The organism is Sandaracinobacter sp. T42 (assembly GCF_059115405.1).
Map to the genome: position 1 here is coordinate 2114990 of NZ_CM181101.1, position 26214 is coordinate 2141203.

At 64.7% G+C, this 26214-nt stretch carries 34 protein-coding genes and 2 tRNA genes; 5 read left to right on the plus strand and 31 right to left on the minus strand.

Annotation, left to right across the window (positions count from 1 at the left end):
* The first annotated feature begins 17 nt into the window (after positions 1-17).
* Together ACW9TV_RS10255 and ACW9TV_RS10260 are read left to right on the plus strand one after the other, a co-directional pair.
* The gene (locus ACW9TV_RS10255; protein WP_494303382.1) at positions 18-701 is read left to right on the plus strand and encodes a glutathione S-transferase family protein; all 684 of its coding nucleotides are present in this window, start codon (positions 18-20) and stop codon (positions 699-701) included.
* Positions 702-806: 105 nt separating this feature from the next.
* Complete coding sequence (locus ACW9TV_RS10260; RefSeq protein ID WP_494305080.1) at positions 807-1841, plus strand: glycerophosphodiester phosphodiesterase; 1035 nt, start codon at positions 807-809, stop codon at positions 1839-1841.
* On the opposite strand, the gene ACW9TV_RS10265 is transcribed toward ACW9TV_RS10260, so the two are convergent.
* The 11 genes from ACW9TV_RS10265 to ACW9TV_RS10315 form a co-directional block, all read right to left on the minus strand.
* Positions 1774-3297 carry a CYTH and CHAD domain-containing protein gene (locus ACW9TV_RS10265; protein WP_494303383.1) on the minus strand — a complete coding sequence of 508 codons (1524 nt, stop codon included), beginning with the start codon at positions 3295-3297 and terminating at the stop codon, positions 1774-1776. The genes ACW9TV_RS10260 and ACW9TV_RS10265 overlap by 68 nt on opposite strands.
* A gap of 30 nt (positions 3298-3327) precedes the next feature.
* Positions 3328-3729: a PaaI family thioesterase gene (locus ACW9TV_RS10270; protein ID WP_494303384.1), complete on the minus strand. Its 402-nt coding sequence runs from the start codon at positions 3727-3729 to the stop codon at positions 3328-3330.
* Entirely contained in the window at positions 3726-4190 is a 465-nt protein-coding gene (locus ACW9TV_RS10275) for a PaaI family thioesterase (RefSeq protein WP_494303385.1), read from the minus strand. The genes ACW9TV_RS10270 and ACW9TV_RS10275 overlap by 4 nt, the downstream gene beginning before the upstream one ends.
* On the minus strand, positions 4187-4597 hold the full coding sequence (locus ACW9TV_RS10280) for a SufE family protein (protein WP_494303386.1): 411 nt from the start codon (positions 4595-4597) through the stop codon (positions 4187-4189). The genes ACW9TV_RS10275 and ACW9TV_RS10280 overlap by 4 nt, the downstream gene beginning before the upstream one ends.
* A gap of 66 nt (positions 4598-4663) precedes the next feature.
* A complete protein-coding gene (locus tag ACW9TV_RS10285; protein ID WP_494303387.1) occupies positions 4664-4972 on the minus strand; it encodes a hypothetical protein in 309 nt (102 codons plus the stop codon).
* A gap of 37 nt (positions 4973-5009) precedes the next feature.
* On the minus strand, positions 5010-5306 hold the full coding sequence (locus tag ACW9TV_RS10290) for a hypothetical protein (RefSeq protein ID WP_494303388.1): 297 nt from the start codon (positions 5304-5306) through the stop codon (positions 5010-5012).
* Positions 5307-5333: 27 nt separating this feature from the next.
* On the minus strand, positions 5334-5630 hold the full coding sequence (locus tag ACW9TV_RS10295; RefSeq protein WP_494303389.1) for a hypothetical protein: 297 nt from the start codon (positions 5628-5630) through the stop codon (positions 5334-5336).
* A 26-nt stretch (positions 5631-5656) separates the two neighbouring features.
* Complete coding sequence (gene pspC, locus ACW9TV_RS10300; protein WP_494303390.1) at positions 5657-6046, minus strand: envelope stress response membrane protein PspC; 390 nt, start codon at positions 6044-6046, stop codon at positions 5657-5659.
* A 40-nt stretch (positions 6047-6086) separates the two neighbouring features.
* Positions 6087-6386 (minus strand): envelope stress response membrane protein PspB, encoded by a 300-nt coding sequence (gene pspB / locus ACW9TV_RS10305; protein WP_494303391.1) that lies wholly within the window; start codon positions 6384-6386, stop codon positions 6087-6089.
* A gap of 14 nt (positions 6387-6400) precedes the next feature.
* Entirely contained in the window at positions 6401-7069 is a 669-nt protein-coding gene (pspA, locus tag ACW9TV_RS10310; protein ID WP_494303392.1) for a phage shock protein PspA, read from the minus strand.
* A gap of 154 nt (positions 7070-7223) precedes the next feature.
* Positions 7224-7394 (minus strand): hypothetical protein, encoded by a 171-nt coding sequence (locus tag ACW9TV_RS10315; protein WP_494303393.1) that lies wholly within the window; start codon positions 7392-7394, stop codon positions 7224-7226.
* Positions 7395-7572: 178 nt separating this feature from the next.
* Between ACW9TV_RS10315 and pspF the strand changes: the two genes are divergently transcribed.
* Positions 7573-8625 (plus strand): phage shock protein operon transcriptional activator, encoded by a 1053-nt coding sequence (pspF, locus tag ACW9TV_RS10320; protein ID WP_494303394.1) that lies wholly within the window; start codon positions 7573-7575, stop codon positions 8623-8625.
* Here the strand turns inward: pspF and ACW9TV_RS10325 are convergent.
* From ACW9TV_RS10325 to ACW9TV_RS10385, 13 genes are all read right to left on the minus strand, one after another.
* Positions 8622-9530: a hemolysin family protein gene (locus ACW9TV_RS10325; protein ID WP_494303395.1), complete on the minus strand. Its 909-nt coding sequence runs from the start codon at positions 9528-9530 to the stop codon at positions 8622-8624. The genes pspF and ACW9TV_RS10325 overlap by 4 nt on opposite strands.
* Complete coding sequence (ybeY, locus tag ACW9TV_RS10330) at positions 9530-10063, minus strand: rRNA maturation RNase YbeY (RefSeq protein WP_494303396.1); 534 nt, start codon at positions 10061-10063, stop codon at positions 9530-9532. The genes ACW9TV_RS10325 and ybeY overlap by 1 nt, the downstream gene beginning before the upstream one ends.
* Positions 10056-11072 (minus strand): PhoH family protein, encoded by a 1017-nt coding sequence (locus ACW9TV_RS10335; protein WP_494303397.1) that lies wholly within the window; start codon positions 11070-11072, stop codon positions 10056-10058. Before ACW9TV_RS10335 ends, ybeY begins: the two co-directional genes overlap by 8 nt.
* Positions 11072-12337, minus strand: coding sequence for a tRNA (N6-isopentenyl adenosine(37)-C2)-methylthiotransferase MiaB (gene miaB, locus ACW9TV_RS10340; RefSeq protein ID WP_494303398.1), 1266 nt, complete (start codon positions 12335-12337; stop codon positions 11072-11074). Before miaB ends, ACW9TV_RS10335 begins: the two co-directional genes overlap by 1 nt.
* Before the next feature lie 73 nt (positions 12338-12410).
* Complete coding sequence (locus ACW9TV_RS10345; protein WP_494303399.1) at positions 12411-13250, minus strand: lysophospholipid acyltransferase family protein; 840 nt, start codon at positions 13248-13250, stop codon at positions 12411-12413.
* Positions 13251-13257: 7 nt separating this feature from the next.
* Positions 13258-13689 (minus strand): Fur family transcriptional regulator, encoded by a 432-nt coding sequence (locus ACW9TV_RS10350; RefSeq protein WP_494303400.1) that lies wholly within the window; start codon positions 13687-13689, stop codon positions 13258-13260.
* 110 nt (positions 13690-13799) lie between these two features.
* The gene (locus ACW9TV_RS10355) at positions 13800-14219 is read right to left on the minus strand and encodes a Ros/MucR family transcriptional regulator (RefSeq protein ID WP_494303401.1); all 420 of its coding nucleotides are present in this window, start codon (positions 14217-14219) and stop codon (positions 13800-13802) included.
* 195 nt (positions 14220-14414) lie between these two features.
* Entirely contained in the window at positions 14415-14921 is a 507-nt protein-coding gene (rimI, locus tag ACW9TV_RS10360) for a ribosomal protein S18-alanine N-acetyltransferase (protein ID WP_494303402.1), read from the minus strand.
* On the minus strand, positions 14887-15507 hold the full coding sequence (gene tsaB, locus ACW9TV_RS10365) for a tRNA (adenosine(37)-N6)-threonylcarbamoyltransferase complex dimerization subunit type 1 TsaB (RefSeq protein WP_494303403.1): 621 nt from the start codon (positions 15505-15507) through the stop codon (positions 14887-14889). The genes rimI and tsaB overlap by 35 nt, the downstream gene beginning before the upstream one ends.
* Positions 15492-16082: a malonic semialdehyde reductase gene (locus ACW9TV_RS10370; protein ID WP_494303404.1), complete on the minus strand. Its 591-nt coding sequence runs from the start codon at positions 16080-16082 to the stop codon at positions 15492-15494. Before ACW9TV_RS10370 ends, tsaB begins: the two co-directional genes overlap by 16 nt.
* Positions 16082-16636, minus strand: a complete 555-nt coding sequence (locus ACW9TV_RS10375; protein ID WP_494303405.1) for a NifU family protein — start codon at positions 16634-16636, stop codon at positions 16082-16084. The genes ACW9TV_RS10370 and ACW9TV_RS10375 overlap by 1 nt, the downstream gene beginning before the upstream one ends.
* A gap of 68 nt (positions 16637-16704) precedes the next feature.
* A complete protein-coding gene (locus ACW9TV_RS10380; protein ID WP_494303406.1) occupies positions 16705-17172 on the minus strand; it encodes a universal stress protein in 468 nt (155 codons plus the stop codon).
* A 66-nt stretch (positions 17173-17238) separates the two neighbouring features.
* Positions 17239-17856: a DUF4136 domain-containing protein gene (locus ACW9TV_RS10385; RefSeq protein WP_494303407.1), complete on the minus strand. Its 618-nt coding sequence runs from the start codon at positions 17854-17856 to the stop codon at positions 17239-17241.
* Between the two features lie 157 nt (positions 17857-18013).
* Between ACW9TV_RS10385 and ACW9TV_RS10390 the strand changes: the two genes are divergently transcribed.
* A tRNA-Pro gene (locus tag ACW9TV_RS10390) sits at positions 18014-18090 on the plus strand.
* Between the two features lie 118 nt (positions 18091-18208).
* On the opposite strand, the gene ACW9TV_RS10395 is transcribed toward ACW9TV_RS10390, so the two are convergent.
* From ACW9TV_RS10395 to ACW9TV_RS10425, 7 genes are all read right to left on the minus strand, one after another.
* A complete protein-coding gene (locus ACW9TV_RS10395) occupies positions 18209-19819 on the minus strand; it encodes a type IV secretory system conjugative DNA transfer family protein (RefSeq protein ID WP_494303408.1) in 1611 nt (536 codons plus the stop codon).
* Position 19820: 1 nt separating this feature from the next.
* A complete protein-coding gene (locus ACW9TV_RS10400; RefSeq protein WP_494303409.1) occupies positions 19821-20525 on the minus strand; it encodes a hypothetical protein in 705 nt (234 codons plus the stop codon).
* 3 nt (positions 20526-20528) lie between these two features.
* Positions 20529-21581 (minus strand): AI-2E family transporter, encoded by a 1053-nt coding sequence (locus ACW9TV_RS10405; protein ID WP_494303410.1) that lies wholly within the window; start codon positions 21579-21581, stop codon positions 20529-20531.
* A 67-nt stretch (positions 21582-21648) separates the two neighbouring features.
* Positions 21649-21723 (minus strand) — tRNA-Thr (locus tag ACW9TV_RS10410).
* 101 nt (positions 21724-21824) lie between these two features.
* The gene (locus ACW9TV_RS10415) at positions 21825-23246 is read right to left on the minus strand and encodes a sensor histidine kinase (RefSeq protein ID WP_494305081.1); all 1422 of its coding nucleotides are present in this window, start codon (positions 23244-23246) and stop codon (positions 21825-21827) included.
* On the minus strand, positions 23200-23856 hold the full coding sequence (locus ACW9TV_RS10420) for a response regulator transcription factor (RefSeq protein ID WP_494303411.1): 657 nt from the start codon (positions 23854-23856) through the stop codon (positions 23200-23202). Before ACW9TV_RS10420 ends, ACW9TV_RS10415 begins: the two co-directional genes overlap by 47 nt.
* Before the next feature lie 40 nt (positions 23857-23896).
* Positions 23897-24259: a PepSY domain-containing protein gene (locus ACW9TV_RS10425; RefSeq protein ID WP_494303412.1), complete on the minus strand. Its 363-nt coding sequence runs from the start codon at positions 24257-24259 to the stop codon at positions 23897-23899.
* 146 nt (positions 24260-24405) lie between these two features.
* Between ACW9TV_RS10425 and ACW9TV_RS10430 the strand changes: the two genes are divergently transcribed.
* Positions 24406-26196 (plus strand): ABC-F family ATP-binding cassette domain-containing protein, encoded by a 1791-nt coding sequence (locus tag ACW9TV_RS10430; protein WP_494303413.1) that lies wholly within the window; start codon positions 24406-24408, stop codon positions 26194-26196.
* Positions 26197-26214 lie beyond the last annotated feature (18 nt).

Genomic DNA, 26214 nt, shown 5'->3' on the forward strand with positions numbered 1-26214 from the left:
GCAGCGAGGGTCTGTCCATGATCGATCTCTACACGGCGGCCACGCCAAACGGCTACAAGGTGTCTGTCGCGCTTGAGGAAATGCAGCTTCCCTATCGGGTTCATGCCGTGAACCTGATGACGGGGGAGCAGAAGACACCCGAATTCCTGGCGATCAATCCCAATGGCCGGATCCCGGCGATCGTGGACGATGGCTTTCCAGTATTCGAATCCGGCGCGATCCTGATCTATCTTGCCGAAAAGACAGGCCTTCTGATGCCTTCCGACGTGAAGGGCCGCAGCCGGGTCATCCAGTGGCTGATGTTCCAGATGGGCGGCATCGGGCCGATGATGGGGCAGGCCAATGTCTTTTACCGCTACTTCCCCGAACGCATCCAGCCCGCGATCGATCGCTACCATGGTGAGGTGAAGCGCCTGTTCGGCGTGCTGGACCGCCATCTGGCGGATCATGAGTGGCTGGCGGGCGACTACAGCATCGCCGATATCGCCAACTGGTGCTGGACGCGCACGGCCCGGTGGTCCGGCATCGATCCGGAGCCTTACGAGAACATGGCCCGCTGGCATCGCGCCATCGCGGAGCGCCCGGCGGCTGTGCGGGGGATCGCGGTTCCGCAGAGCGCGGAGCTGCCCTCAAAGGACGAAGCCGCCGCCCGGAAATTCTCGGAAAACGCACGCGGCATCGTGGAGATGGGGAAACCCTGATCTGTCATGATCATCCGCCAGAATGGGCCGATGACGCGTGTGAGACCGATTTCCTGCCTGCGGCGGCCGGCCGCCCTGTTCCTTGGCGCGGCGTTCATTGGCACAATGGGCATCATGCCAAGCCCCCTTTCCGCCGCGCAGCCCCTTGTGATCGCCCACAGGGGCGCATCGGCCGACCGACCCGAACACACGCTGGCAGCATACCGGCTGGCCATTGAACAGGGCGCGGACGTGATCGAGCCGGACCTTGTGGCGACGAAGGACGGCCATCTGGTTGCCCGTCATGAAAACGAGATTTCCGGCACCACGGACGTTGCGGATCGCCCGGAATTCGCCGGACGGCGGACCACGAAGATGATCGACGGGCAGAAATTCGAAGGCTGGTTCACCGAGGATTTCACCCTGGCGGAGCTGCGGACCCTCCGCGCGAAGGAGCGTCTGCCTCAGCTCCGCCCCGGCAACACGGCCTATGATGGGCAGGAAGGCATCCCGACACTTCAGGAAATCCTGGATCTGGTGCGTGCGGAAGAAGCTCGCACCGGCCGGCGAATCGGGCTTTATCCGGAAACGAAACACCCGGGCCATTTCCGCAGCATCGGCCTGCCGCTGGAAGAAGCGCTGCTGGCGGCGTTGGCGCGCGCCGGCTACAGGGAGAAATCCGATCCGGTTTTCATCCAGAGCTTCGAGATAGGCAACCTTGAAGCCATGCGTCCGCGCACCCGGCTGCGCCTGATCCAGCTGATCGCTTCCGAAGGGGGGCCGCCCGACCGGCCAGGCACTAGCCATGTCGACTTGCTGAAGCCCGAAGGGCTGAAACAGATCGCCCGCTATGCCGATGGCATCGGTGTCGAAAAGCCGCTGGTCATTCCGCGCGACGCCGCGGGTGATCTGGCCGGGCCGACCAGCCTGGTGAAGGATGCGCATGCCGCGGGCCTTGCTGTCCATGTGTGGACATTCCGGCCGGAGAATTATTTCCTTCCGGCTGGGGCCCGATCCGGGGACGATCCGCGCGCCCGCGGCGACGCGCAGGCGGAAATCCGCGCTTTCCTGCAAGCCGGCATCGACGGGCTGTTCAGCGATTCCGTGCCGGATGCCGTGAAGGCCCGCTCGGCTTCTCCCACGGGCGCGCCTGTGCCCTGAGGCCGCGCCAGTGGCGACAGGCCCGGCCCAGCGCCAGGTCGCTCTTACCCCTCGCCACCTGCAGCAACCTCGCCCGAACAGCCTCGAACGCGGCCGCGTCCTCATCCTCAAGGCCCGGCGTCCATGCCTCAAGAATTGCGATGTCGTTCAGGGTTCCCAGATCTTCCTGCAATTTCTTGAGCGCTGAAACAAAGGCTTTGGGCCGCATTTCAACTTGCGCTATATCAATGCAATAGCGAATCTTTTTAAGAGTTTTTCTGAATATATGTCGATCTTCATCGGTCAAGGTGGACAGCCGGTCGCCAAGTTGTGCGGCCCTCTTCCACAGCCGGCCCAGCGCCTTCGCCGCCAGCGCTTCCACCGGCCGGTCTTCACGACGATCCTCTGGCCGCCAGCCACCGATTGCCGCAAGTTCGATCAGCCGGATGGCAAACCCTGTCGCGCCCGATTCATTCAGCCTTTCGCGCACCTTCCTGCGCATAGCCGCATTGGCCCGCGCCAGAGACTGGCACAGGCCCGCATCCGCAATTGCGGCCATGTCCGCTGTCAGCACGTCGCTGTCTCGCAGGGGGGCGAGCAGCCGGCCCATGTCGCGCGCGGTTCCCGAAATCTCCCTGGAAACCGCCTTCGACAGCAGCGGCCTGTGCAGCCGTTCCGCCGCGCGAAGACGCCTAAGCGCCACGCGCAACTGGTGTGGCCCTTCCGGCTCTTCGGAAACATGGGTGATCAGCAGGTTCGCGGCAACCGCGCCGGCGGATGCGGCGAGTGCGGCGCGCCAGCTGTCCTCGCCGTTTGCGCCAGATTCCGGCGCCTCTGGCCTGCCGCCGGCCACCGAGGGCTGCCAAGCTGCGCCATCGGCAAGCGCCTCCCCCCTTGTTGCCTTGTTCGGCAGGGACAGGTTGGCCGGAAGATCGCCGATCAGCGCCCGTGCAAGCGTGAAAAGCGCCTCTGGCGAACCGCCGAGCAGTTCGAATTCCACTTCGCAGACCGGTTCCTGCCGCCCGCCTGCCCGGATCACGCCGCGATCAAGCGCCACTTCCACCAGGCCGAGGTCCTGCTTCACCTGCCAGGTGCGGCGCTTCACGCGCGTCTGGTAGCGGCCGGCCAGCCGATCACCGGCGATCAGATCGATCAGCCGTTCCCTCAGCCCCGGATCGGAGATGGCGGACAGGTCGGGGACCGCGCGTGCCACCGGGCCGTTCACCTCGCGCACGGAATGAAAGCCGCCCAGCTGGCTGCGCCCCGCCTTCACTGTCTGCACGAGCTGCCCGGCCTCCCGGCGGATGCGCAGGGCGATGCCTTCGGCACGCAGCTTGTGGTTCGCCGTGTCGTAATAGGTGGCGACGAGAGCGGCCGGGTGTCCATCCTCACCTGTCAGCCGCTTCAGGCGTCGTGCGACCCTTGCGCTGTCTGATGGGGTCAGACCGGCTTTCAGCTCGATTTCCAGGCCGACCATGCCCTGCCCTCCCCAGGCCGCGCCGACCGACTAGGCCGGACGTGGTTCAGCTTGCGCCTGCCGCACGATGAGCATGTTCATCCGCGCCGCCGCGATCAGCCGACCCCGTTCCCGCTGCCAGGCCTCAACCCGGACATTGGCGACGCGCCGACCGATCCGCATCAGGAAGGCTTCGGCAAACACATCCTCCAGTGCGCCTTCGCGCAGATAATCCACCGTCACATTCACCGGCTTTATCTGCGCCGGTTCGCCAGCCAGTGCGTCCTGCACGGCCAGATTGGCCGCAATCTCCATCAGGCCCGCCACAGAGCCACCGTGGAGACGCCCCGGGGATCCGATGAGACGTTCCGAATAAGGCATCACCACGACCGGGCCTTCTCGGCGAAGGCCAAGCATCGCCGCATAGGGCGGAAGGGGCGTAGCTGCACTCATGCGTCAGCGCTCGTGAACATGAAGGTGCCTGCAATATGGGCGATCGGATGGCCCGGATCGCCATCGTGGGCGATGCCGCGCACGAAGGCCATGCGGCGGGTGATCTTGTAGCATTCCGCCCTGCCGATCACCGTTTTTCCGGGCTGGGCGGGCCGCAGATAATCGCAGCGCAGATCCAGCGTCGCATGCGGTTCGAACTTTCCATGCTTCACGATCACCGAAAAGCCGGCCGCGGAATCCATAAGGGAGAAAACCGCACCGGAGGCGATCACCCCCGTTTCGGGATAAGCCACCAGTTGCGGCGCATAGGGCATTTCCAGTTCGGCCCAGTCTGCCCCCATGGCGCGGAACCCGATACCAAGCGCCTGCAGGTGCGGCACCGCCGACATGAAGCGGTCCACATAGCGCTTCAGGCGGGCCTGTGCCTCCGCGTCAGGCGATGGCGCGACATCCTCGATCATGCCGCCAGCCTGCGGGCTGCTTCGCGCACGCGGGAAATCATGTTGGGCACCCCCTGGGTTCGGTTCGCCGAAAGGTGCCGCTTCAGGCCCAGCGCTTCAAGCTCCGCCTCGATCGGCACCTGCAGGATGGCGGCGGGGGCCTTGCCGTCCACCAGGCTGACGATGGCGGCAACCACGCCGCGCGTGATGTCGGCATTGCTGTCGGCCTGGAAGTGCAGGACGCCGCCCTCTTCAAGGGGATAGATCCACACATCCGCGGAACAGCCCGGCACCCTCGTCGCGGATGTCTTCAGCGCGGGATCCATCGGCGGCAGGCGACGACCGAATTCGATCAGTGCGCGATACCTGTCGTCGGCATCCAGCGCCGCATCCCATTCATCGAGCAGATCCGAAAAAAGCAGGGGCATGGCAACCGGATAGAGCCGGCCGCCATGCCCTTCAAGCCTTCCGGCCCGGAAAGCGGATTCCCTGGCTCAGATCAGCGGGCGATCACCTTCGCCGGCGGGCTTGCGCGGGGGCAGGCTGCGCAACTTCTCGATCTCGTCAGACAATTGCCGGCCGGGATCGACCACCAGCTTTTCCAGGGTCGCAATGCGATCCTTCAGCGTGGCGATCTCCTTCCTCAGCTGCGGCACATCCTCTGCCTGGCCCATGCGCACATAGGGATTGTCGGGCGAGTATTTTTCCCAGCGGCGCGTTTCCTTGTTCCAGCGCCCGCCACTCATCACACGGCCCACCACGACGATGGCGACGATGATGACGACAGCTTCCCAAAACCCCATGACCAAATCTCCCCCCGGCGTCCGGCCGGTCCTGTCCTCAGTGGCGAAGGTCGTCGATTTCGCGGCTCAGGCGGCGACCTTCATCCGTCGCGATCCGCTCAAGAGTCTGCACCCGTTCCTTCAGGGCGCCCAGTTCGGCCTGAAGCTGGGCATTTTCCGATGTCAGCAGCTTCAGCCGCTCGATCGCCTCGTTGTTGTGCGCCGGCTTCAGCGCCTGGCCCCAGCTGCCTTCCAGCGGATAGCCATGCTTCACGCGAAGCCAGGTGGTGAACACCCATCCGACCATGGCGGCCACGCCGACGATCGCAAAAGCGGGGGATGTCAGAAATTCCATGTTGCAGGTTCCCTGTATGTCAGGTCGTTACTGATCCAGCCGGGGCGGCGTGGCGCTGCGGGAGGCTGAAATGCCCAGAGAATCGATCTCGTCCGCCAGTGCCTGCCGCTTGTCTGTGAGGATGCGTTCCAGCACGGCAACCCGCGCCTCAAGCTTGGCAACCCGGGCCTGCGCCACATCGGCCGACACCGTGTTGAGTTCGCTTGCGCTGCGTTCCATCAGATCCAGCTTGCGGTTCTGCACCTGCCGCCAGTTCTTCATGATGATCGCGACGATCGGGATCATCATGGCGATGACGGGAACGATGAAAGGTGTGTTGAACATCTGTTGAGCCCCCTGTGGTGCTGGCGTTACTGGTGCTTCAGGTCGTCGATTTCACGGGCCAGGCGGTGGTTCGGGCTGGTGTAGGTCAGTTCGATGTCGCGCAGGCGGCGATCAATGTCCCGGAAGCTGGAACGGACCTCCCGGATCGATCGGCCGGGGGCCGCACGGGTCTTCTGCCAGAACTGCTTGTCCTCGGGATCGACTTCCTCGAGATAGAAGTTGCCGGGCTTCGGATCCGCCACCCAGCCGATCACAAGATAGGCAATCAGCGGGAAGGGAAAGCCGAACATGGTGGCAAGCACGGTTGCCACCCGAACCCAGAGAACGTCGAAGCCGGTGTAGTCGGCAATGCCCGCGCAAACGCCCATGAACTTGCCGTTGCGCTTGTCCAGATAGAATCCAGTGCGGCGTGCCATTTCCCTATCCCTTCGTTTTCAAATTCTTGTTGTCGTTTGTTCAGATCATCTTGTCGTGGCGGCGCATGTGCGGATGAAACTCCACATTGCTCGCCTCGTTGCGCAGGTCGGCGACCCTGTTGGGTTCGCCCCTGTCTGCGGCCATGATCCGTTCGATCGTCAGCATCCGGTCGTCCAGACGGCGGGCAATCTCGTGCAGCTCGTCCAGAAGATTTTCATCCTCCAGCGTGATCGACTTCGCCTGCTTCCACTTGGTCATGTAGTGGAGGAACAGCCAGGGCATCCCCACGAAGATCGAGAGAACGGCTGTCAGCGGAATGACGGCTTCCAAGGCATCCATCGGTCAGGCCCTCCTCAGTGCTTCTGCTGCATGCGTGCCTTGAGCTCGGCGAGCTCGGCGGCGACGGTATCGTTGGTGCGCAGCTCGAGGATTTCCTCCTCCAGGCTCTTCTGCACGGGCGCCAGGTCGTAGACCTCGGCACGGCCCTCGGCCATGTCCACCCGGCGTTCCAGCACCTCGAAGCGGCTGAAAGCCTCTTCCACACGGCTGCCGCGGGTCATGGCGCGGGCGCGGGCCCTGCTCTGCGCCCCTTCGAGGCGGGTCATCAGGGCGTTCTGGCGGCTGCGCGCCTCGCGGAGCTTGGCTTCCAGCTTGGCGATGTCATCCTCGAACGCTCGGAGCTGTTCATCCAGCAGCTCCACCTCGCCCTTGAGCATGTTGGCGGTCTGGCCGACCTTCTGCTTTTCCATGAGCGCGGCTGTCGCCAGATCCTCGCGATCCTTCGAAAGTGCCAGCTCGGCCTTTTCGGCCCAGTTGGCCTGCGCCTGATCCAGTTTCAGGATCGTCCGGCGCATTTCCTTCTGATCGGCGATGGTGCGCGCGGCGGACGCACGGACTTCGACCAGCGTCTCCTCCATCTCCATGATGACGAGCCGGATGGTCTTGGCCGGATCTTCGGCCCGTTCCAGCAGGTCGCTCACATTCGCCTGGATGATGTCTCGTGCGCGGGAAAAGATGCCCATTTTCTGCTCCTGGAAAGTGTCCCGGTTCCGGTGCGGGATATATTCGGGGTGGAGTATAGCCGGTTTCGAGAGCGTGGTGACCACAAGAAACTGGCCCGGACGGGGACGCGAGAGAGGGGATGAAGCCTCCCCGCCCGGGCCAGGTTCCGCCTGCTCAGGCTGCATGGGCAGCCCCGGGACTGACGGCAGACGGGATGGTGGAAACCGAAGCGACCGGCAGGGCGATCGCGGGCGCGGCCGCCACCATCAGCGAAAGACCACCCGCAATCAGGGCGGCCACGCCAAACAACGGCAGACGGGCAATATCGGCAAAACGGGCGCTCATGGCCAAACTCCTGTATCAGTTGCCTCATGCTTTGCAGGTTGCGTGCCAACTTCCAGAGCTTCAATCATTTCCTTTTATTTCAGTGACTTGATAAAATTTGGGAAAACCAAACACGACCAATGTTTCGGACAAATTCCGAACTGTTGGAATTATTTGCCAATCGCGTTAGGGTGCGCCCATGCCAGACAAACCCACCCAGCTCATCGGTCAGTCCTCAGCCTTTCTGGATGCCGTGGAGCGCGCCAGCGCCGCCGCGGCGCTCAGCCGGCCGGTGCTCGTGGTTGGCGAACGTGGCACTGGCAAGGAAATGATCGCGGAGCGCCTGCACCGCCTGTCGCCGCGCTGGGAGGAGCCGCTGATCAGCCTGAACTGCGCCGCCCTGCCCGAAACCCTGCTCGATGCGGAACTGTTCGGCTATGAGGCGGGTGCCTTCACGGGCGCGGTGAAGGCGCGGGCCGGCCGGTTCGAGGAAGCCGATGGCGGCACCCTGTTCCTGGACGAAATCGGCATGCTGACCGCCGCCGGGCAGGAGCGTCTGCTGCGCGTGGTGGAATATGGCGAGCTGACCCGCCTTGGCAGCACGCGACCGATTCAGGTCGATGTCAGGGTGGTGGCGGCCACGAACGAGGATCTGCCCCGGCTCGCCGAAGCCGGCAAGTTCCGCGCAGACCTTCTGGACCGACTGTCGTTCGAGGTGATCACCCTGCCCCCGCTGCGGGCCAGGCTGGACGATGTCCGGCAGCTGGCGGATTTCTTCGGCCGTCGCATGGCTTCCGAACTTGGCTGGCGCGGCTTCCCAGGCTTCAGCCCGCGGGTGATGGAGGATCTGGAATCACACGACTGGCCAGGAAATGTGCGGGAACTGAAGAATGTGGTGGAACGCGCCTGCTATCGCTGGGGTGAAGCCGATCGCCCGATCGGCGCGCTGGATCTTGATCCGTTCGACAGCCCCTGGCGACCAAAGGGCGCATTCGCCAGCCCTGCGCAGCCCGCCACGCCCGAACGGATGACCGGCCCGATGCAGGATCCGGCCGCTGAATCCGCCGGAACCGCCGAAGCGGTGCCGTCCGATTTCCGCGGCGCGGTCGCGGCCTTCGAACGGAAGATGCTGGAACAGGCGCTGGCGGCCTGCCGGCACAACCAGCGAAAGGCGGCCCAGCTGCTCGGACTCAGCTATGACCAGCTGCGCCATGCCATGAAACGGCACAAGCTGCTGGCGGCGGAGCCCTAGGCTCCAGCCGCTTCGATGCCGGCGGGCTGGGGCGGATGCAGCAGCAGCCGTTCCACCCGGCGCCCGTCGCTGGAGGCAATCTCGATCGTCCAGCCGTTGGCGTGGACGAGTTTTTCGCCGACGTCGGGCACCCTGCCTGCCATCAGGAAGGAAAGACCGCCCAGCGTATCCACTTCATCGCCCAGGTCATGGTCGATGAAGCTGTCTCCGACGGCTTTCTCGAGATCATCCAGGTCCAGCCGGGCGTCGGCCTCGAACAGGCCGTCCGGGCGCTTCAGCAGCAGATCAGCCTCTTCCTCGTCATGCTCGTCCTCGATCTCACCGACGATCTCCTCGACGATGTCCTCGATTGTGACGAGGCCGTCGGTACCGCCATATTCGTCCACCACGACGGCCATGTGGGTTCGCTTGCGTCGCATCTCCGTCAGCAGATCCACCACGGGCATGGCAGCCGGCACGAACAGCACGGGGCGCAGCAGGTCGCCAAGTGTCGGCAGTTCACCACCGGGACGGCGGCCGAACCGGTCGGCGATCACGGCATACACGTCCTTCACGTGCAGCATGCCCAGCACCGTATCCAGATTGCCTTCGTAAACCGGCAGACGGCTGTGTCCAGCCTCCCGGAACTGGCGGACAATGGCCTTGAAATCGCAATCGCTTGAAAGCGCGATGATATCCGATCTGGGCACGGCGATGTCGCCGGCCTGCTGCTCCGTCAGGTGCAGCATGTTCCGCAACATCGTGCGTTCGTCCTGATCCAGATCGCCCGGATCGGCGCTTTCCTCCAGATGCTCGTCGATCGCTTCCTCGATCGATTCCCGCAAGGAGGCGGATGGTTTCAGGTGCAGAAGCTCGCGGACGGCGCTCCACAGGCCGCCCGCGCTTCTAGGGGAAGGGTCGCTCATCAGCTCTCATCCACTGCGGACCAGCCGGCATCGGCATAGGGATCCGCTATTCCAAGCCCACGGAGAATGTTCGTCTCCAGGCTCTCCATCGCCTCGGCAGAGGCGTCGTCCATATGGTCATGTCCCAGCAGATGCAGGGTGCCATGCACCACAAGATGCGTCACGTGCGCCGCCGGTGTCACGCCCTTTTCGGCTGCTTCGCGCAGCACCGTTTCATGGCCCAGCGCGAGATCGCCAAGCAAAAGGTCGGTTTCGCCGGATTCCAGCCAGCGATCCAGCTGTTCCGGTGCGTGCATCGGAAAGCTGAGAACGTTGGTCGGCTTGTCCTTGCCGCGATAATCCCGGTTCAGCCGCTGCATTTCCGCATTATCCGTCAGCCGCACCGACACTTCAACCAGTGCATCCGGCAGGGCGACGAGCCGCCCCTGCCCCGCCCCTTCCAGCGCGGCGCGGACGGCCGCCTCAGCCAGATCATCCCATGCCCCGGCCTCGTCCCAGTCCCCGCCGACGATGTCGCAATCGACGTCAAGCATCGGGGCCAGCCCGGTCCGGCCCCTCGTAGCGATCCACGATCTGCCCCACGATCCGGTGCCGCACCACATCCTTCGAGGAAAAGCGCTGCACGGCCAGCCCCTGGATTCCTTCCAGCCGCTGCACGGCATCCGCCAGGCCGCTCTTGCCGGAATCGGGAAGATCCACCTGGTTCGGATCGCCGCAGATCACCATCCGGCTGCCTTCACCGAAGCGGGTGAGGAACATCTTCATCTGCATCGGCGTGGTGTTCTGCGCTTCATCCAGAATCACGAAGGCATGGGCCAGCGTGCGGCCGCGCATGAAGGCGATGGGCGCAATCTCGATCTCGCCGCTGGCGATCCGGCGTTCCACCTGTTCCGACGGCAGCATGTCATACAGGGCATCGTAGAGCGGACGGAGATAGGGATCGACCTTTTCCTTCATGTCGCCGGGCAGGAAGCCCAGCCGCTCCCCGGCCTCGACCGCGGGGCGCGACAGGATCAGCCTGTCCACCGATCCGGCCACCAGCTGACTGACAGCCTGCGCAACCGCCAGATAGGTCTTGCCGGTGCCCGCCGGCCCCAGGGCAAAGATCATGTCGTTCTTCGACAGCGCCTGGATATACTGCGCCTGCGCCGGGTTGCGCGCCATGATCGTCTTGCGCCGCGTGCGGATCATGGCCGGCGGCCCGCCCGTGTCGACATCGACGCCTTCCGTCGTGGCGTCTGCCGTCATGGCGATCGCCGCCTCGACGTCCGCGCCATCCACACCCATGCCCCGCTCCAGCCGGGCGTAAAGATCCTGCAGCACATCCCGCGCGCGCGCGATGCCCAGTGGTTCACCCTCGACAGCGACACGGTTTCCACGCGCCGCGATATAGACGCCCAAGCGGTTCTCGATGGTGATCAGATTCTGGTCGAACTGCCCGAACAGGCTGCCCAGCAGCGCGGGGCGTTCGAATTCCAGCTCCAGCCGCGCGCGGCCGGGCGTGTCGGGGTTCTGGGCCGGATCGGCCTGGCGCTTTGCCATCAGGCAGCCGTCTTCATGGTCAGCAAACGTCCCTCCAGGCTGTTCGGGCCGGCCGATACCAGCTCCACTCTCACAAGATCCCCGACCGACAGGGCCGGATCCGTCACCACCACCGATTGCAGCCAGGGTGACTTGCCGATCCACTGGCCCGGCTGGCGGCCGCGCCGTTCGATCAGGATGTCGCAGTTCTGCCCCACGCTCCGGCGGTTGAACGCCAAAGACTGTTCCTGAAGCAGCGCCTGAAGGCGGTGCAGCCGCTCGCTCTTCACATCCTCGTCGATCTGGTCATCCCGCTCTGCCGCCGGGGTGCCCAGACGGGGCGAATATTTGAAGCTGAACGCCTGGGCATAGCCAACCTGCGCCACAAGGCTCAGCGTATCGGCGAAATCCGCTTCCGTCTCTCCGGGGAAGCCGACGATGAAATCCGATGTGATCGCCAGATCGGGCCGCGCCGCGCGGAACCGGTCGATCAGGCCGAAGTAGAAGGCGCGGTCGTGCTTGCGGTTCATCGCCGCCAGAACCCTGTCAGAGCCGGACTGAACGGGCAGGTGCAGATAGGGCATCAATTGCGGAATCTCGGCATGTGCCCGGATCATCGCCTCTGTCACGTCGCGCGGGTGGCTGGTGGTATAGCGGATGCGTTCAACGCCCGGCAGCGCCGCAATCGCCTCGATCAACTGGCCGAACCCCTTGTTGCCGTCGGCCCAGGCGTTCACATTCTGGCCCAGCAGGGTGATTTCCCGCGCGCCGCCTTCCACCAGTTGCCGGGCTTCCTCCAGGATCGCATCCAGCCCGCGCGAGGCTTCGGCCCCGCGCGTGTAGGGCACAACGCAGAAGGCGCAGAATTTGTCGCATCCTTCCTGCACCGTCAGGAAGGCGGAGGGGCCGCGCCGGCGGCGGGCCGGAAGGGTATCGAATTTCGGGAGCGTCGGCATGTCGAGATCGACAAGCGCGCCCGCGCCCGCCGCCTGCGCAGCCAGAAGTTGCGGCAGCCGGTGATAGGCCTGCGGCCCCACCACCAGATCCACGGCGCCCGCGCGACGGATGATCTCCGCCCCTTCCGCCTGCGCGACGCAGCCCGTCACGGCGATCACCGGCTTGCGCCCGGATTCGCGCGCCCGCGCCGAAATCCGGCCCACCTCATGATAGAGTTTCTCGGCCGCCTTTTCGCGGATGTGGCAGGTGTTCAGGATCAGAACGTCGGCCGCATCGTCTGAGTCGGCGCCGGATTCGATCATGCCATCGGCCTGCAGAGCCTCGCTCATGCGCTCTGCGTCATAGACATTCATCTGGCATCCGAATGACTTGATGGCGAAACTTCGAGTCAAATCCTGTCCTTCAATCCTGGCCGCGCATCAGCCTGCGGTAGCCGTCGGATACCACGTCGTGGCAATGCCGCGCGAGGTCCTTCCTGTTCGAAAAATCCCGCGGATGAACGACATCATGGCAGAGGATCCGGGCCTCGATCCGGCCCAGTTTCATCAGGCCGAAGGCATGCGGGGCCAGTTCCATGTCGCCGATCCAGGCGATATCCATCAGCCTCTGCCTGGTCAGCGGAAGGCCGTTCAGATGTGTGTAGGCGATGGTGACGGGCTGGATCGGGACATTCCGTGTCGCTTCCCCCTCCACCGCCGAGAAAAGCGTTGTCTTGAAAGGCAGCACATGAACGCCATCATTGCTGGTGCCTTCCGGGAAAAGGATCACATTGTCGCCGGCCGACAGGCGCTGCACGATGCTGCCGGCCTGCGCGCCTGCCCGATGCCTTCGATCCCTTTCCACATAGATCGTGTCCTGAATGTCGGCCAGATGGCCCACAATGCCCATCGCGCCCACTTCGGACTTGGCGACGAACGACCCCTTCAGGTGTGCGCCCAGAACAGGAATATCCAGCCATGACAGATGGTTGGCGACATACAGCACGCCCCCGTCGCGCGGGGCGCCCACCAGGCGTGTCCGCACGCCGAACGAACGGCTGACCGCCTTGTGCCACAGCATGGGAATGGCCTTCGCATGGCGCGGCCGCATCAGCTTGTGGAAATGGGCAGGGCCGATCAGCGTGCCGGTCGCCGCCAGCGTGCCGGCCACCGTCTTCACATGACCAAGCTTCTGGAAGGGCGGCGGAATCAGACGGCCCGTTTCAGGGCTGCCTGGCCAGTCTGCACGGGACACCTCCGCCATGGGGGGATCAGGCCTTGCCCTTCCCGCCCTTCAATGGCGCGCCGTAGAGTTCAAGCCGGTGATCGACGAGGCGATAGCCGAGCCGGGCCGCAATCTCGGCCTGAAGCTTCTCCAGCGCATCATCGTGAAACTCGATCACATCACCGGTCTCGATGTCGATCAGATGGTCGTGATGTTCATCAGGCGTCGGCTCGTAGCGCGAACGCCCGTCGCGGAAATCATGGCGCTCCAGGATGCCGGCTTCTTCGAACAGGCGAACGGTGCGATAGACGGTCGCGATCGAGATGCCCTTGTCGATCGCCGCCGAACGGCGATGCAATTCCTCGACATCGGGGTGGTCCCGCGCTTCCGAAAGCACGCGCGCAATAACACGACGCTGCTCGGTGATGCGCAGCCCCTTCGCGTGGCAAAGCGCTTCGATATCGATCGTCCCGGGCATCAATCCATCCAGCAAAGGGGGCGTCGCTGCTCCCCGCTCAAGGAATAGGCGCTGAACGACCGAAGGGCAAGGCGCGGGCCCGGCGCGCAATGGCCGGGCCCGCAACCACATTACTTCTTGCGAGAACGGCTCTTGGTGGTGCCAAGACCGATGGACTTCGCCAGTTGGCGGCGTGCTTCAGCATAATTGGGGGCAACCATCGGATAGTCGGCCGGAAGGCCCCACTTGGCGCGATAGTCATCCGGTGTCATGCCATAGGCCGTCATCAGGTGACGCTTGAGCATCTTCAGCTTCTTCCCGTCTTCAAGGCAGACGATATAGTCCGGCTTGATCGACGAACGGACAGGAACCGCCGGTTCAAGCTTCACTTCCGGCGCGGGCGCGGGCGAACCGAGGCCGGAAAGGGTGGAGAACACATTCTGGATCAGCATCGGCAGATCGTTCACGGCAACGCTGTTGTTGGCAACATGGCTCGAAACGATGTCGGCCGTCAGCGCCAACAGGTCGTTGTGCTCAATCGTGTCAGTCATCACTTTGTCCTTGAATCTCGTCTTCGGGGCTTACGCCACATCGTCTGCCGGACGCACCTGGATGGAAACTCCAAACCAGACGAACATCTGCGCCACAGCTGCGACCTTATCCTTACTTAAGCGGACGAACGATCATTCGCAGCTTGACGACATCACATCAAGCCTGTTCCGAAACGAATTTTAACATTAATCGCATCAGCATTGAATTGGCATCGCCAGCGTTATTGCATCGATGCTGTTGCCGAGGATGGTGCGATAATAGCCGGGGCGGCGCCCTTCGATATGAAACCCGGTGGAACGGTAAAGGGCAAGTGCCGCCTCGTTGCCGTCACGCACCTCAAGGAACAGCCTTGTGGCGCCCCTGTTCCGGGTGGATTCGGCAACCTGATCAATCATCCTGCGGCCGATCCCGTGCCCGCGCCAGCCAGGCGCAACGGCGCACAGCAGCAATTCCACCTCGTCGAGCGCCTGCCGGTTCAGTGCGAAAGCCACCAGTTCGTCATTCAGATGGCCCAGATCGAGCCAGGCGTTTCCTGCTTCCAGCAGATTTGCGATCTGCGATTCGGTCCAGGCCTCACGGAACAGGGGGTCGAAGGCTGCGGCCGCCAGCCTGGCCGCTGCCGCGCTGGCGGCTGCGCCGGCCTGGCTCCAGCGGAGCGCGGCACCCTCAGGCGGCGGGGGCGGGATCGGCGGCACGGACATAGAGAAGCTCTGCCGAGCCGAACGCCCCGGTTTCAAGCCCCCCGATCGCGGCGGCACGCGGCGGTGTTGGCAGGGATACGGGCGACAGCAGTGCCCGCGCCGTACCGCAGACACCATCATAATCCCGCGCAAGATGGGCCGCCTCGGCCGCGGTCAGCGCGACGGGCGGCAGGACAGAGACGCGTTGCGGTCCTTCGAAGCCTTCCGCCCAGATCTGTCCGCGCGGAGCTTCCAGCACAACCAGAAGCCGCCCGACGGCCGGGGCCGCAGCCGCGACCATCTGGGTGGAACGCACCCCGGAAAGACCGGCGTCCCAGGCAAGCGCCAGCGCCCTTGCGGCAGCCAGGCCCACGCGCAGACCGGTGAAGCTGCCGGGACCTGTTTCCACCACGACATTGTCGCAGCGGCAGGCGGGGCCGCCGAACGGGGCCATAAGCGCGGCGATCGCGGGAACGAGCGCTTCGGCATGACCCCTTGTCATGGCGACATGCGATTGCGCCAGGAGGCTGGCGCCTTCCAGCAGGGCCAGGGAAAGGTCGTGCCCGGTTGCGACGACGAGCGTCCGGCCGGTCAGGCGATCCGGCATGCGTCCTCGAACGACAGGCGCGGCAGGCGCGGAAACACGGCCTTGCCGGTGCCCCGCCCGATCGAGCAGATGAAGTTGGTTTCCACCGCCGTTCCGGCCCAGAATTCGGCGTCGACCCTGGCCTTGTCGAAGCCCGACATGGGGCCGGTATCCAGCCCCAGCGCCCGTGCGGCCATGATCAGCCAGCTGCCCTGAAGGCTGGAATTGCGGAACGCCGATTCGCGGATCAGGGCCTCTTTCCCTTCGAACCAGCTGCGCGCATCCGTGTGAGGAAACAGATCCGGCAGGCGATGATGGAACGCCAGATCCATGCCGACGATGACCGTCAACGGCGCCTGACGGATCTTGTCCGGATTGTTGCCGGTCGCGCAGTCCGCAAGCTTCGCCCGCGCTTCTTCGGAGGTGCAGAAGATGAATCGCGCCGGGCTGGAATTGGCGGCGGTGGGGCCGAACTTCAGCAGTTCATAGAGCTGGCGGATCAGGGTTTCAGGCAGCGGCTGAACGTCCCAGTCATATTGGGTCCGGGCTTCGGTGAACAATTGTTCCAGTGCGGATTCGGCAAGCGGTTGATGCATCAGACGGCCCTGACCTCGGTGACTTCGGGAACATAGTGGCGAAGAAGATTCTCGATGCCGCCCTTCAGCGTGGCGGTGGACGACGGGCAACCGGCGCAGGATCCGCGCATGTGCAGGAACACAACGCCCTTCTGGAAGCCGCGATAGACGATGTCGCCGCCGTCGTTGGCGACCGCGGGCCGGACGCGGGTATCCAGAAGGTCACGAATCTGGGCCACGATATCCGCGTCCTCGGGATCGTCGAACGTCTCCGCCTCGGCTGCTTCGCTGTCGAGCAGGGGCGCGCCGCTGGCGAAATGATCGACCAGCACGCCCAGCACATCCAGCTTCAGCAATTCCCAGTCCGAGCTGCCGGGCGCCTTGGTGACGCTGACGAAATCGGCGCCGAAATACACGCGTTCCACATCGCCCAGCGCAAAGAGGTTGCGCGCCAGCGGGGAGCGTTCGGCTTCTTCCGGCGAAGCGAAATCGACGCCCGCGCCGGGCAGGACCTCGCGGCCGGGCAGGAATTTCAGGGTTGCGGGATTTGGTGTGCGCTCTGTCTCGATCAGCATGGCAGACTCCTTGGCTGCCCCGCAGATGGCGCGCAAGACGCCTTCAATCAAGACCGGATCGCTCTTGTTTAGGTCAGCCGGTCGATATCCGCATCCTCGATCCCGCCTGGAACGATCATCACCATGCAGGGCAGCGTGCCCGCGCGTTCGCGGGTGAAGAAGTCGACAAGCGGGCCGGGCTTGCCCTTCGCGGCGGCGGCCAGCACCAGCGCGCGGATCGAGCGATCCGTCGTCACCACGTCGAGCACGGCGTCTGTCGGACGGCCGCGCATCAGGCGGACGGCCGGACGCGTGCCGGTCAGTTCCTCAACCTCGGCCGCCGTCGCGGCCAGAACGGCCTGGCCGGCCTGCTCGGCTTCATTGTCCATGTCCTGCTGAACGCCGCCCCATTGCAGGAACTGGCTGGGTTTCAGCACGTGCAGCAGCATCAGCCTTGCGCCGGTATGCTCGGCCCTGAGCGCCGCATAACGCACGGCCTTGGCGCATTCGTCTGTTTCGTCGACGACAACCAGGAACGTCTGCGCCGTATCGCTCATCAGGCCCCCTGCCCGGCCCATCCTCTTGCGGGCCGGCGGAATGCTAGCAGATCCGGACAGGGGATGTCAGCGGTTCTGCGGCACCCTGACCACCGCGCTGCGGCTGGAGGCGCCGGGGAAATCCTTGAACAGGGCCGTCACCAGATTGGGCATGGTGGACGGCAGATCGTTCACGCGCGTGGTGGTTTCCGCCCGGCCCTCGAACACGGCCGTCTGGTCGGCGCTGCGCTTGATGGTGACATCGAGGAAGGCCGGATAGACGGTGAAGCTGTAGACTTCGGGCTGATCCCAGAACGGATCCCCCCACGGGCCCCACCATGCGGGATGGCGGCCATACCAGCCACGGCCGTACCAGCCCCAGGCCGGCGCAGGCGTGCCCGGCCGGGTGGCGAGCCGTTCGCGGCCCGGACCCGCGCCGAAATCAACCAGGACCGTCAGATAAGCCTGTTCGGGCGATGCCGCCTGCTGAAAACCATGTTTCTGCAGTTCAGTCGCGATCAGGCCCGCATAGGCTGCGAATTCCAGGCTGCCTTCGCGATCCGCGGAGGCCGGCTTGATGACGAAGCTCTGCCCCTGGGCGGGCGGCATGGACTGGAAGCTTTGCACCCGTGCCTCGAACGGCTGGGCGCAGGCCCCAAGCAGCCCGAGGGCGGCAACAGCCAGGATCATGTGCAGGCGTTTCATCGGTCAGGCTCACATTCTGAGGATATGGGTTCGATTTTGCCTATAAGCTCAGATAGCTGAACCCAAGATGTCGTCTGTTCAAGGTAAAATCGATATCCTGCCCGCTCGGCTTGCCGCAAGCGCCGCCACCCGCTAAGCGCCAGAACCGGCGAAAGCCCGGGGAGTGGCGCAGTCTGGTAGCGCATCTGCTTTGGGAGCAGAGGGTCGCAGGTTCGAATCCTGTCTCCCCGACCAATTCTTCAAATGCCCCTATTGCGAAACAGGATCGGCGAAGCCCAGCCTGTGGCCCCGGCCAGTTGTTGGCCGCCCTGCCTTTGCGCCGGCCTGCGCCGCAGGGGCAGGCGCATCGCTGTCAGCGCCACAATTCGAGGAGGCGTTCCAGAAGATAGGGGTCTTCCATTCCGCGTTCGACGACGGCCGGATCCACCTGTTCGGGCCAGTCGCCGGCGTCCTCACCGGGGCCGGGCGGCGGCTGTTCGATATCCGGCGCGACATGCAGTTTCATGCGCGCCGCAGGTGGGGGCATGATGTCCCTTTCGGGGTCGTGGAAGGGGTTCTCATCGAACTGGCCTGCGAAGGGCGGATCCGACAGATAGTCCGGCTTGCGCGCCACCACAGGCGGCCGGCCGCCGATCTGCAACGCCATCTCGTAGTTGTTCAGAGCCAGGATACGGTCCGCGCTGGTGCGGATCATGCCCGACCCAAGCCTGTGTTCCGCCGATACAAGATGGGCACCGGGATCCAGGGCGACCAGTTCGGCCATGCCTTCGGCCGCCAGCTGGTTCTGGGCGCCGAAACACTGGATGACGGCGCTGTTGTTCACGATCGTCGGCCAATCATCCGGGTAGAGGCGCTGGAGCTGGCTTGCGTCCTGCCAGAAGCTCCATGTCTGCACGCCATAGCCGCGCAGCAGGGTGACCGCCTGGCGCAATTCCGCCAGCGGGCCCAGCTGGGCAGCTTCATCCAGCAGGAACAGCGTGGACTTCTTCGGACGGCCCAGCCGGCGGGTGATCAGGAACAGCAGCGATGTCAGCCACAGGCGCAGCAGACGACCGTGGCTTTCCAGGTTGTGCGGGGGCACAACCAGATAGATGGAAAGCGGATCGCCGCGCGTGACGGCGGCGAGATCGAAGCTGGTGCGCGAGACGGCCGCATCCACCTGCGGCCCCCGCAGGAAGCCGATGCCGTTTTCTGTCATCGACAGGATCGAAGCCAGCCCCTCGCGCGCGCCGCTTTTCAGCAGGGAGGCAGCCTCCCGCGCGGTGGGATGGGCGGAATTCTCGATCTCCGCGATGCAACGGCTGACCGATTTCGGCAATTCGTCGTCGCGCGCGGCGCCGGCAACCTCCCGCAGTAGGGCGCGGATATTGCCGAATGTCCGCATGGAGGGATCCGGATCGACGCAGGCGTGCAGCATCAGGCTGGTCAGCAGGAAGGTGGCGCGCTGATACCAGTAGGCGTTTTCGGGATTCGGCCCGCTGTAGTCTGCAAGGCTGCTGGCGAAGCGGGTGGCGATATCGACGGATTCAACGCTGCCGGCATCGATCACGTCGAGTGGATTGAAGCTGTCCGAAGGGTCCGACGTGACACCGAACGGGTCGAGCAGTACGACCTTCTGGCCCATCGCGCGGCGGTGCCGGGCCGTCACGGCGTAGTTTTCACCCTTCGGGTCGATCACGATCACCGGGCCATCATGCCGAAGAAGGGCGGGAATGATGCAGCAGCGACCCTTGCCCTGCCCCGTGGGGGCAATGGTGATCAGATGCCCTTCCCCCGACAGCAGGATCGGATCCAGAAAGCCGGTCGAGGGAGTTTGCTGCGGCGAGCCGAAGCTGAAACCCCAGGGCGGGCTTGCGGGTTCTGCTTCCAGCGACCAGCCCACCAGCAGGCCCGGCGCGTCGATCAGATCGGGCAGACGCAGCGGACGGTCGGTCTGAAGGTTGAAATCGCCCTTTGCGGCCATGTCACCCTTCCCCTTCGGCAGGCGGGCAGACAGGCGCGCCCCGGGCGAGCCATTCGAACCGGTCGGGCCCGCAGGCCGTTTCACCGGTCAGCAGTTCGTCGTCGATCATCTCGATAAGGCCGCTGCGCTGAAGCTGGAACCTGGTGTTGAACAGGGTGCGCCCGTAGCGGACACTTGCCTCGATGAGCCAGTGTTCGCCCTGCGCCCTGGCAAGGGGGGGCTTCACCAGAGACCGGAACGGAGCTGCATCGCCATGGTTGTACGGGGCGAGATCGTCCGCCGATGTCAGCACATGGAAGCGCCCCTCTGCGCCATGGACGGCGCTGCCGAAGAAGACCGTATAGGCAAGGGCGGCCTGCGCCGAGGCGATGTCGAGATTGATCCGCTGGTTCAAATCATGAAGGGGGGCCGAGGTGCCATCGATCGGGATCACGCCTTCCGCCCCGAACAGGAAGGCGCCGGCCAGGGGCTGCCCCCGGATCATGAGACCAATTTCGCACAGCAGGTGGCGTGGATAGCAGGCAAGCGGCATGGCCCGTATCCCGCCCTGCCGTGCATATTCCTCTGGCCCGAACTGCCGCATGAACGACAGGCGGAGCGAATCGATGTAACGCTGTTCCAGCTTGAATCGATCAACCCCGGAAATTCGCTTCCAGTCGCCCGGGATGATCGGCGGCACCGGCAGATCGATCGGGATGTCCATCATGCCTTACTTCCCGCTCTTTTCGGGATCGTCGCCGGAAAACAGCTCCGCGATCCAGCTGCTGTCAGGCATGACGCGCAGGATCGCCAGCGTGACGATCATGATCTGCACCCCGATGAAGGCGCCGGGAATGCCCCAGATGATCGCCCAGAAGAAGACGGCGAACAGCACCAGCACCGGCGACATCGACAGCGCGGAACCGGCCATCAGTGGTTCGATGTAGCTGCCCAGCACGAAATTGATGGCGCTGGTGCCGCCGACGGCCAGCAGCGCCATCCAGACACTGCCGAACTGCGCCGCCGCGAACAGGCCCAGCGCGAAGGCGACCAGCAGGGGGCCGATGAAGGGAATGAAGTTGAGCGTGCCGACAAGGATCGCCCAGGCCAGCGGCTCGTCCAGCCCGATCAGGCGGAAGAAGAGATAGCAGACGAGCGCATCGATCACGCTGACCACCAGCCTGACCTTCATGTAGAGCCGGAACTTGGCCGACACATCCTTCGCCACCACGGAAATCTTCAGATTCGGCCGTTCCGCCTCGATCCGGGCGAGACGGCGACCCATTCCTTCGAGATCGGTGAGCCCCAGCACGACGAACACGAACATCAGAAGAGCGAAACCGCTGATCAGCCGGACCTGGCCGACAAGCGCGGTGACGGGGCCTATGATCCAGCGCGGATCGAAACTGCCGGGCAGGAACAGTTCCATCGGCATGTTCTGATCCGCAAGCCAGGCCTCTGCCTGCCGGTAGACGGCATCGAAACGCGCCAGGTTCGCAAGCACCCACTGCACGACCTGCGAAATGCCCCAGCCAACGACGGAAAAGAAAAGGACGAGCACGGCCAGCGTCAGCAGCACGGTGACGATCATTGCCAGGCCCTTGCCGATCAAGGGCTTCAGCCGCAGCATGAAAGGGGCGGTCAGCGCGATGATGAACAGGGCGAACACCAGAGGTTCGAACACGGCGGCGCCGAAATAGAGGCTGACCATCGCCGCGAGAAATCCGCAGATCAGCAGCGGCACCTTCGGCAGACCGAACCCCAAACCCTGCCCTGCCGCCATGTCATACCCCCAGATGTTGTCTGAGGGGGTTAGACACGGAAATTTCGAAGATTTCCAGTGGAAGTCATGGTGCTGCCGGGGAGGATTGAACTCCCGACCTCAGCCTTACCAAGGATGCGCTCTACCACTGAGCTACGGCAGCAGGCCATGACATATGCTGGGCCGAACGGCCCGTTGCAGGGGCGCGCCTTTCGCGGATGCGGGCGGCGAAGTCAAGCGCGCAGGGCCGGTTCGCCCACGAATTCAGGCGGGTTTTTCGGCTTTGGGGCAGCCCGGCAGGCGAAGTACGGCCATCAGGCCCCCCAGATCCTCGGATTCGGAGAGGCTGACGGACCCGCCGTAAATGGCCGCAACATCGCGGACGATCGCCAGCCCAAGGCCCGTTCCCGGCTTGCCTGTATCGAGACGCGTGCCGCGTTCGAACATGGTTTCCCGCAGTTTCACCGGGATGCCCTGCCCGTCGTCTTCGACGGCGATCTGGATCTGGCCGGCGGCTTCGTCGCGCGAAACGGTGACGAACACACGACCGCCTCCATATTTGGCGGCGTTGTCGATGAGGTTGCCCGCCAGTTCCTCCAGATCCTGTCGCTCGCCCCGGAAAATTGCGGACCGATCACCCGCCAGATCGATCACAACGCCCCTTTCGGCATAGATCCGCTCGATTGCGCTGACGAGCCGTTCGAGTGACGGCCAGACATCCGCCCGGGCCGTGGCCGAGGTGCGGCGCCCCATGGCCCGCGCCCGGGCCAGATGGTGATCGATGTGGCGGCGCATGGTGGAAAGCTCCCGCACGACGGCCTGCGCGAGATCCGGGCTGTTGCCGGCGGCCTCGTTCGTGAGGACACTCATCGGGGTTTTCAGCGCATGCGCCAGATTGCCGGCATGCATGCGGGCAGCTTCGGCGGCCTGTTCATTGTGATCGAGCAGGGCGTTGAGTTCATTGACCAGCGGCGCGACTTCGGGCGGGACATCGTGGATCGGCACACGGGTCATCCGGCCGGCGCGGATGGCAGCCATCGCGGCCGAGATCCGGCGCAGCGGCATCAGACCATAGCTGGCCTGCAGCAGCGCCAGCAGCAGCAGGCCCGCGCCGAGCGCGCCGAGCGACCACCAGAGCGTGCGCCTGACATCCGCCACCTGCGCGTCGAGCTGTTCGGTCGATTGGGCGACCTGAAAGCGCCAGACAACCGGCGATCCAGGGATGATCCCGTCGCGTTCCACGATGCGGAGCGGCTCGTTGCGGAAAGCGCTGGTGCGCGAGGTGCAGGGTTCCACGCAGGAGACGCTGAAATCCGCCGGAAGTTCCCGATCCCAGAGCGAGCGGCTGCGGAATGGCATGCGGCCTTCGGCGGCGACCTGCCAGTAGAGCCCGGAATAGGGCTCGTTGAAGCGGGGATCGACCGGCGGGCGGTTGAAGCGCACCTCTCCGAACGGGTCCAGTTCGGCTGCGGCGATCATCGCCGGAAGCGCCAGCGACAGCTGGGCATCGAAGTTGCGGACGATCGTGCCGGTGACGATACGATCGAGCGCAAAGCCGCCGATGGCGATCAGAAGCGCCGTCCAGACCGTCGCCAGGACGAGCAGCCGGCGGCTGATCGAGCCCGGCGTGCGGGCCGGTTCAGCCTTCGAGGCTGTAGCCGAGACCGCGGATGGTGGTGATGAGATCTGCACCCAGCTTCTTCCGGATTCGCGTGATGAAGACCTCGATCGTGTTCGAATCGCGATCGAAATCCTGATCGTAGATATGCTCGATCAGCTCGGTGCGGGAAACGACCTTGCCCTTGTGGTGCATCAGATAGGACAGGAGCTTGTATTCCTGCGCGGTGAGCTTCACCGGCTCTCCGGCGAGGGTGACCCGGCCCGAACGGGTGTCGAGCCGGACATCGCCCGCCACCAGTTCGGAGGAAGCGTTGCCGGACGCGCGGCGGATGAGCGCGCGCAGGCGGGCGATCAGCTCTTCGGACTGGAACGGCTTTGCCAGATAATCATCGGCGCCTGCATCGAGCCCGGCGACCTTGTCGGACCAGCTGTCGCGCGCGGTGAGGACGAGGACGGGCATCTTGTTGCCGCCCTTGCGCCAGCGATCGAGGACCGTGAGGCCGTCCACTTCGGGCAGGCCGAGATCGAGGATGACCGCGTCGTAGCTTTCGGTTTCCCCCAGGAACTGGCCTTCTTCCCCATCCTCGGCGGAATCGACGGCATAGCCCGCCGTTTCCAGCGTCTGCCGCAGCTGGCGCTGAAGGTTGGGTTCGTCCTCGACGATCAGTACGCGCATGGAAATCCTGCCTCCCGAAAAGAAACGCGGCCGTCGGCCGTCAATCCCGCTCTGCGACGACGCGCCCTGTGCGGCCATCGACATCCACCCAGACCACATTGCCACCTGGCCTCAGGAACTTGAAGCGATAGATGTTGCGGCCGATATCGGGTTCAACCCCCAGATACTCGCCGCGCCCGCGCGACTGCGCGGACCGCATCAATTCCTCAAAGCCGCGGTTTTCGCCGCTGCGGCTGGTCTGCCGGGCGTGATCATGATCTGAAACGGCGCGACCGCGCGGGGGAACGGGGCTGGAAGGGCCCGGCGGCATCGCCGACGGCGGACGCCCCCCTGACGCGCCGCCGGGGCCGGGAACGAATGCCGCCGCCGGAACGGCCGGGATCGCGATGACCAGCGCAAGCAACGGCCGGAACAGGGGAATTCGGTGGGGTATCATCAATCGGGCTTCCATGCCCTGCCTAGGGCGAAGGCCGTGAACCACTTCTGAATAGACGCCCGCATCGGGATGGGCGTTGCCATGGCGGAACCCGCGTGGCAAGCGCCCCCGCCATGGCTGCCCCCATTGTATCGCTTGAGGACATCGCACTGCGGCAGGGCGACGGCCTGCTGTTCGAAGATCTTTCGCTGTTCATCGGCGCGAAGGACCGGCTGGCGCTGATCGGCCGCAATGGCGCCGGCAAGACAACCCTGCTGCGACTGATCGCCGGCACGCTGGAGCCCGACCGAGGTCGGCGTTCCCAGCAGCCGGGCCAGAAGATCGTGCTGCTGCCGCAGGATCCACCCGTTGCCGGATTCGAAACCCTGGCCGATTTCGCGCTGGCAGGGCCGGACGCGCCGGCGCGACACGAGGTGGAGGCAATCGCGACCCAGCTGGGTCTGGACCTGTCGCTGTCGGCCGGTAGCGCATCCGGCGGGGAGCGGCGCAGGGCGTCCATCGCGCGCGCGCTGGCGCAGCATCCCGACCTGCTGCTGCTGGACGAGCCGACCAACCATCTGGACCTTGAAGCCATCGACTGGCTGGAAGGCTGGCTGACGCGGTTCACCGGCGCATTTCTGGTGATCAGCCATGACCGGACCTTCCTGACCCGGCTGACGAGGGCCTGCCTGTGGCTGGATCGCGGCCAGTTGCGGCGGCAGGAAGTGGGTTTCGGCGGGTTCGAGGCCTGGACGGAGGCCGTCTATGCCGAGGAAGCCAAGGCGGCCGACAAGCTGGACACGAAGATCGCGCAGGAACTGCACTGGCTGCAGCGCGGCGTGACGGCGCGACGGCGGCGGAACCAGGGGCGGCTGGAACGGCTTCACCAGATGCGGGCTTCGCGCAAGGCAATGCTGGGTGTGCAGGGCACGGCCAAGCTGGCGCTGGACACCGACGATGTGAAGTCGAAGATGGTGATCGAAGCCGACGGCGTGACCAAACGCTTTGGCGACCGGACCATCCTGAAGGATTTTTCCATCCGCATTCAGCGCGGCGACCGGATCGGCGTGGTGGGGCGCAACGGCGCCGGCAAGACCACGCTGCTGAGACTGCTGACCGGCGATCTGGCGCCCGACGAAGGCCGGGTCACACGCGCAAAGACCCTGAACGGAATCGCCATCGATCAGCAGCGGAAGCTGATGGATCCCGCCAAGCGGGTGCGTGACGTGCTGGCGGACGGCGGCGACTGGATCGAGGTGCGCGGACACAAGACGCATATCCAGGGCTATCTGAAGCAGTTCCTGTTTCCGCCAACGGTGGCGGACGCAAAGATCGGCACCTTTTCCGGTGGCGAACGCTCCAGGCTGCTGCTGGTGCGGGAGTTCGCGCGGGACTCAAACCTGCTGGTGCTGGACGAGCCCACGAACGACCTGGATCTGGAAACGCTGGATCTGCTGCAGGAAGTGATTGCGCATTATGAAGGAACGGTGCTGATCGTTTCCCACGACCGAGATTTCCTGGATCGCACGACCACCATGACGATCGGTCTGGACGGATCCGGCCGGGCCGACATCGTAGCCGGCGGCTTCCGCGAACTGGAACAGCTGTGGGCTGAGCGGGCGGCCAAGGGACGGAAGGCGCCCGCAAAGTCTGCCGCGCCCGCCGCCACGGCACCTGCCGCCGCCCCGAAGAAGCTGAGCTTCAGGGACCAGCATGATCTGGACCGGCTGCCGGACGAGATCGCGAAGATCGAGGCGGCGATTGCCGCTGCCGAAGCGAAGCTGGGCGATCCCGCGCTTTATGCGCGCGATCCGAAGCAGTTCGACCGGCTGACGGCCGAGATCACCGGCCTGCGCGAACGGCTGGAGGCGGCCGAGATGCGCTGGCTGGAAGTTGCGGAAAAGGCCGAAGCGCTCGCCGGCTAGGGCCGATCAGCGAAGTCG

Coding starts and splice junctions, on each gene's coding strand:
- ACW9TV_RS10255 (WP_494303382.1), top strand. CDS start 18: ATGATCGATCTCTACACGGCGGCCACGCCAAACGGCTACAAGGTGTCT.
- ACW9TV_RS10260 (WP_494305080.1), top strand. CDS start 807: ATGGGCATCATGCCAAGCCCCCTTTCCGCCGCGCAGCCCCTTGTGATC.
- ACW9TV_RS10265 (WP_494303383.1), bottom strand. CDS start 3,297: ATGGTCGGCCTGGAAATCGAGCTGAAAGCCGGTCTGACCCCATCAGAC.
- ACW9TV_RS10270 (WP_494303384.1), bottom strand. CDS start 3,729: ATGAGTGCAGCTACGCCCCTTCCGCCCTATGCGGCGATGCTTGGCCTT.
- ACW9TV_RS10275 (WP_494303385.1), bottom strand. CDS start 4,190: ATGATCGAGGATGTCGCGCCATCGCCTGACGCGGAGGCACAGGCCCGC.
- ACW9TV_RS10280 (WP_494303386.1), bottom strand. CDS start 4,597: ATGCCCCTGCTTTTTTCGGATCTGCTCGATGAATGGGATGCGGCGCTG.
- ACW9TV_RS10285 (WP_494303387.1), bottom strand. CDS start 4,972: ATGGGGTTTTGGGAAGCTGTCGTCATCATCGTCGCCATCGTCGTGGTG.
- ACW9TV_RS10290 (WP_494303388.1), bottom strand. CDS start 5,306: ATGGAATTTCTGACATCCCCCGCTTTTGCGATCGTCGGCGTGGCCGCC.
- ACW9TV_RS10295 (WP_494303389.1), bottom strand. CDS start 5,630: ATGTTCAACACACCTTTCATCGTTCCCGTCATCGCCATGATGATCCCG.
- pspC (WP_494303390.1), bottom strand. CDS start 6,046: ATGGCACGCCGCACTGGATTCTATCTGGACAAGCGCAACGGCAAGTTC.
- pspB (WP_494303391.1), bottom strand. CDS start 6,386: ATGGATGCCTTGGAAGCCGTCATTCCGCTGACAGCCGTTCTCTCGATC.
- pspA (WP_494303392.1), bottom strand. CDS start 7,069: ATGGGCATCTTTTCCCGCGCACGAGACATCATCCAGGCGAATGTGAGC.
- ACW9TV_RS10315 (WP_494303393.1), bottom strand. CDS start 7,394: ATGAGCGCCCGTTTTGCCGATATTGCCCGTCTGCCGTTGTTTGGCGTG.
- pspF (WP_494303394.1), top strand. CDS start 7,573: ATGCCAGACAAACCCACCCAGCTCATCGGTCAGTCCTCAGCCTTTCTG.
- ACW9TV_RS10325 (WP_494303395.1), bottom strand. CDS start 9,530: ATGAGCGACCCTTCCCCTAGAAGCGCGGGCGGCCTGTGGAGCGCCGTC.
- ybeY (WP_494303396.1), bottom strand. CDS start 10,063: ATGCTTGACGTCGATTGCGACATCGTCGGCGGGGACTGGGACGAGGCC.
- ACW9TV_RS10335 (WP_494303397.1), bottom strand. CDS start 11,072: ATGGCAAAGCGCCAGGCCGATCCGGCCCAGAACCCCGACACGCCCGGC.
- miaB (WP_494303398.1), bottom strand. CDS start 12,337: ATGAGCGAGGCTCTGCAGGCCGATGGCATGATCGAATCCGGCGCCGAC.
- ACW9TV_RS10345 (WP_494303399.1), bottom strand. CDS start 13,250: ATGGCGGAGGTGTCCCGTGCAGACTGGCCAGGCAGCCCTGAAACGGGC.
- ACW9TV_RS10350 (WP_494303400.1), bottom strand. CDS start 13,689: ATGCCCGGGACGATCGATATCGAAGCGCTTTGCCACGCGAAGGGGCTG.
- ACW9TV_RS10355 (WP_494303401.1), bottom strand. CDS start 14,219: ATGACTGACACGATTGAGCACAACGACCTGTTGGCGCTGACGGCCGAC.
- rimI (WP_494303402.1), bottom strand. CDS start 14,921: ATGTCCGTGCCGCCGATCCCGCCCCCGCCGCCTGAGGGTGCCGCGCTC.
- tsaB (WP_494303403.1), bottom strand. CDS start 15,507: ATGCCGGATCGCCTGACCGGCCGGACGCTCGTCGTCGCAACCGGGCAC.
- ACW9TV_RS10370 (WP_494303404.1), bottom strand. CDS start 16,082: ATGCATCAACCGCTTGCCGAATCCGCACTGGAACAATTGTTCACCGAA.
- ACW9TV_RS10375 (WP_494303405.1), bottom strand. CDS start 16,636: ATGCTGATCGAGACAGAGCGCACACCAAATCCCGCAACCCTGAAATTC.
- ACW9TV_RS10380 (WP_494303406.1), bottom strand. CDS start 17,172: ATGAGCGATACGGCGCAGACGTTCCTGGTTGTCGTCGACGAAACAGAC.
- ACW9TV_RS10385 (WP_494303407.1), bottom strand. CDS start 17,856: ATGAAACGCCTGCACATGATCCTGGCTGTTGCCGCCCTCGGGCTGCTT.
- ACW9TV_RS10395 (WP_494303408.1), bottom strand. CDS start 19,819: ATGGCCGCAAAGGGCGATTTCAACCTTCAGACCGACCGTCCGCTGCGT.
- ACW9TV_RS10400 (WP_494303409.1), bottom strand. CDS start 20,525: ATGATGGACATCCCGATCGATCTGCCGGTGCCGCCGATCATCCCGGGC.
- ACW9TV_RS10405 (WP_494303410.1), bottom strand. CDS start 21,581: ATGGCGGCAGGGCAGGGTTTGGGGTTCGGTCTGCCGAAGGTGCCGCTG.
- ACW9TV_RS10420 (WP_494303411.1), bottom strand. CDS start 23,856: ATGCGCGTACTGATCGTCGAGGACGAACCCAACCTTCAGCGCCAGCTG.
- ACW9TV_RS10430 (WP_494303413.1), top strand. CDS start 24,406: ATGGCTGCCCCCATTGTATCGCTTGAGGACATCGCACTGCGGCAGGGC.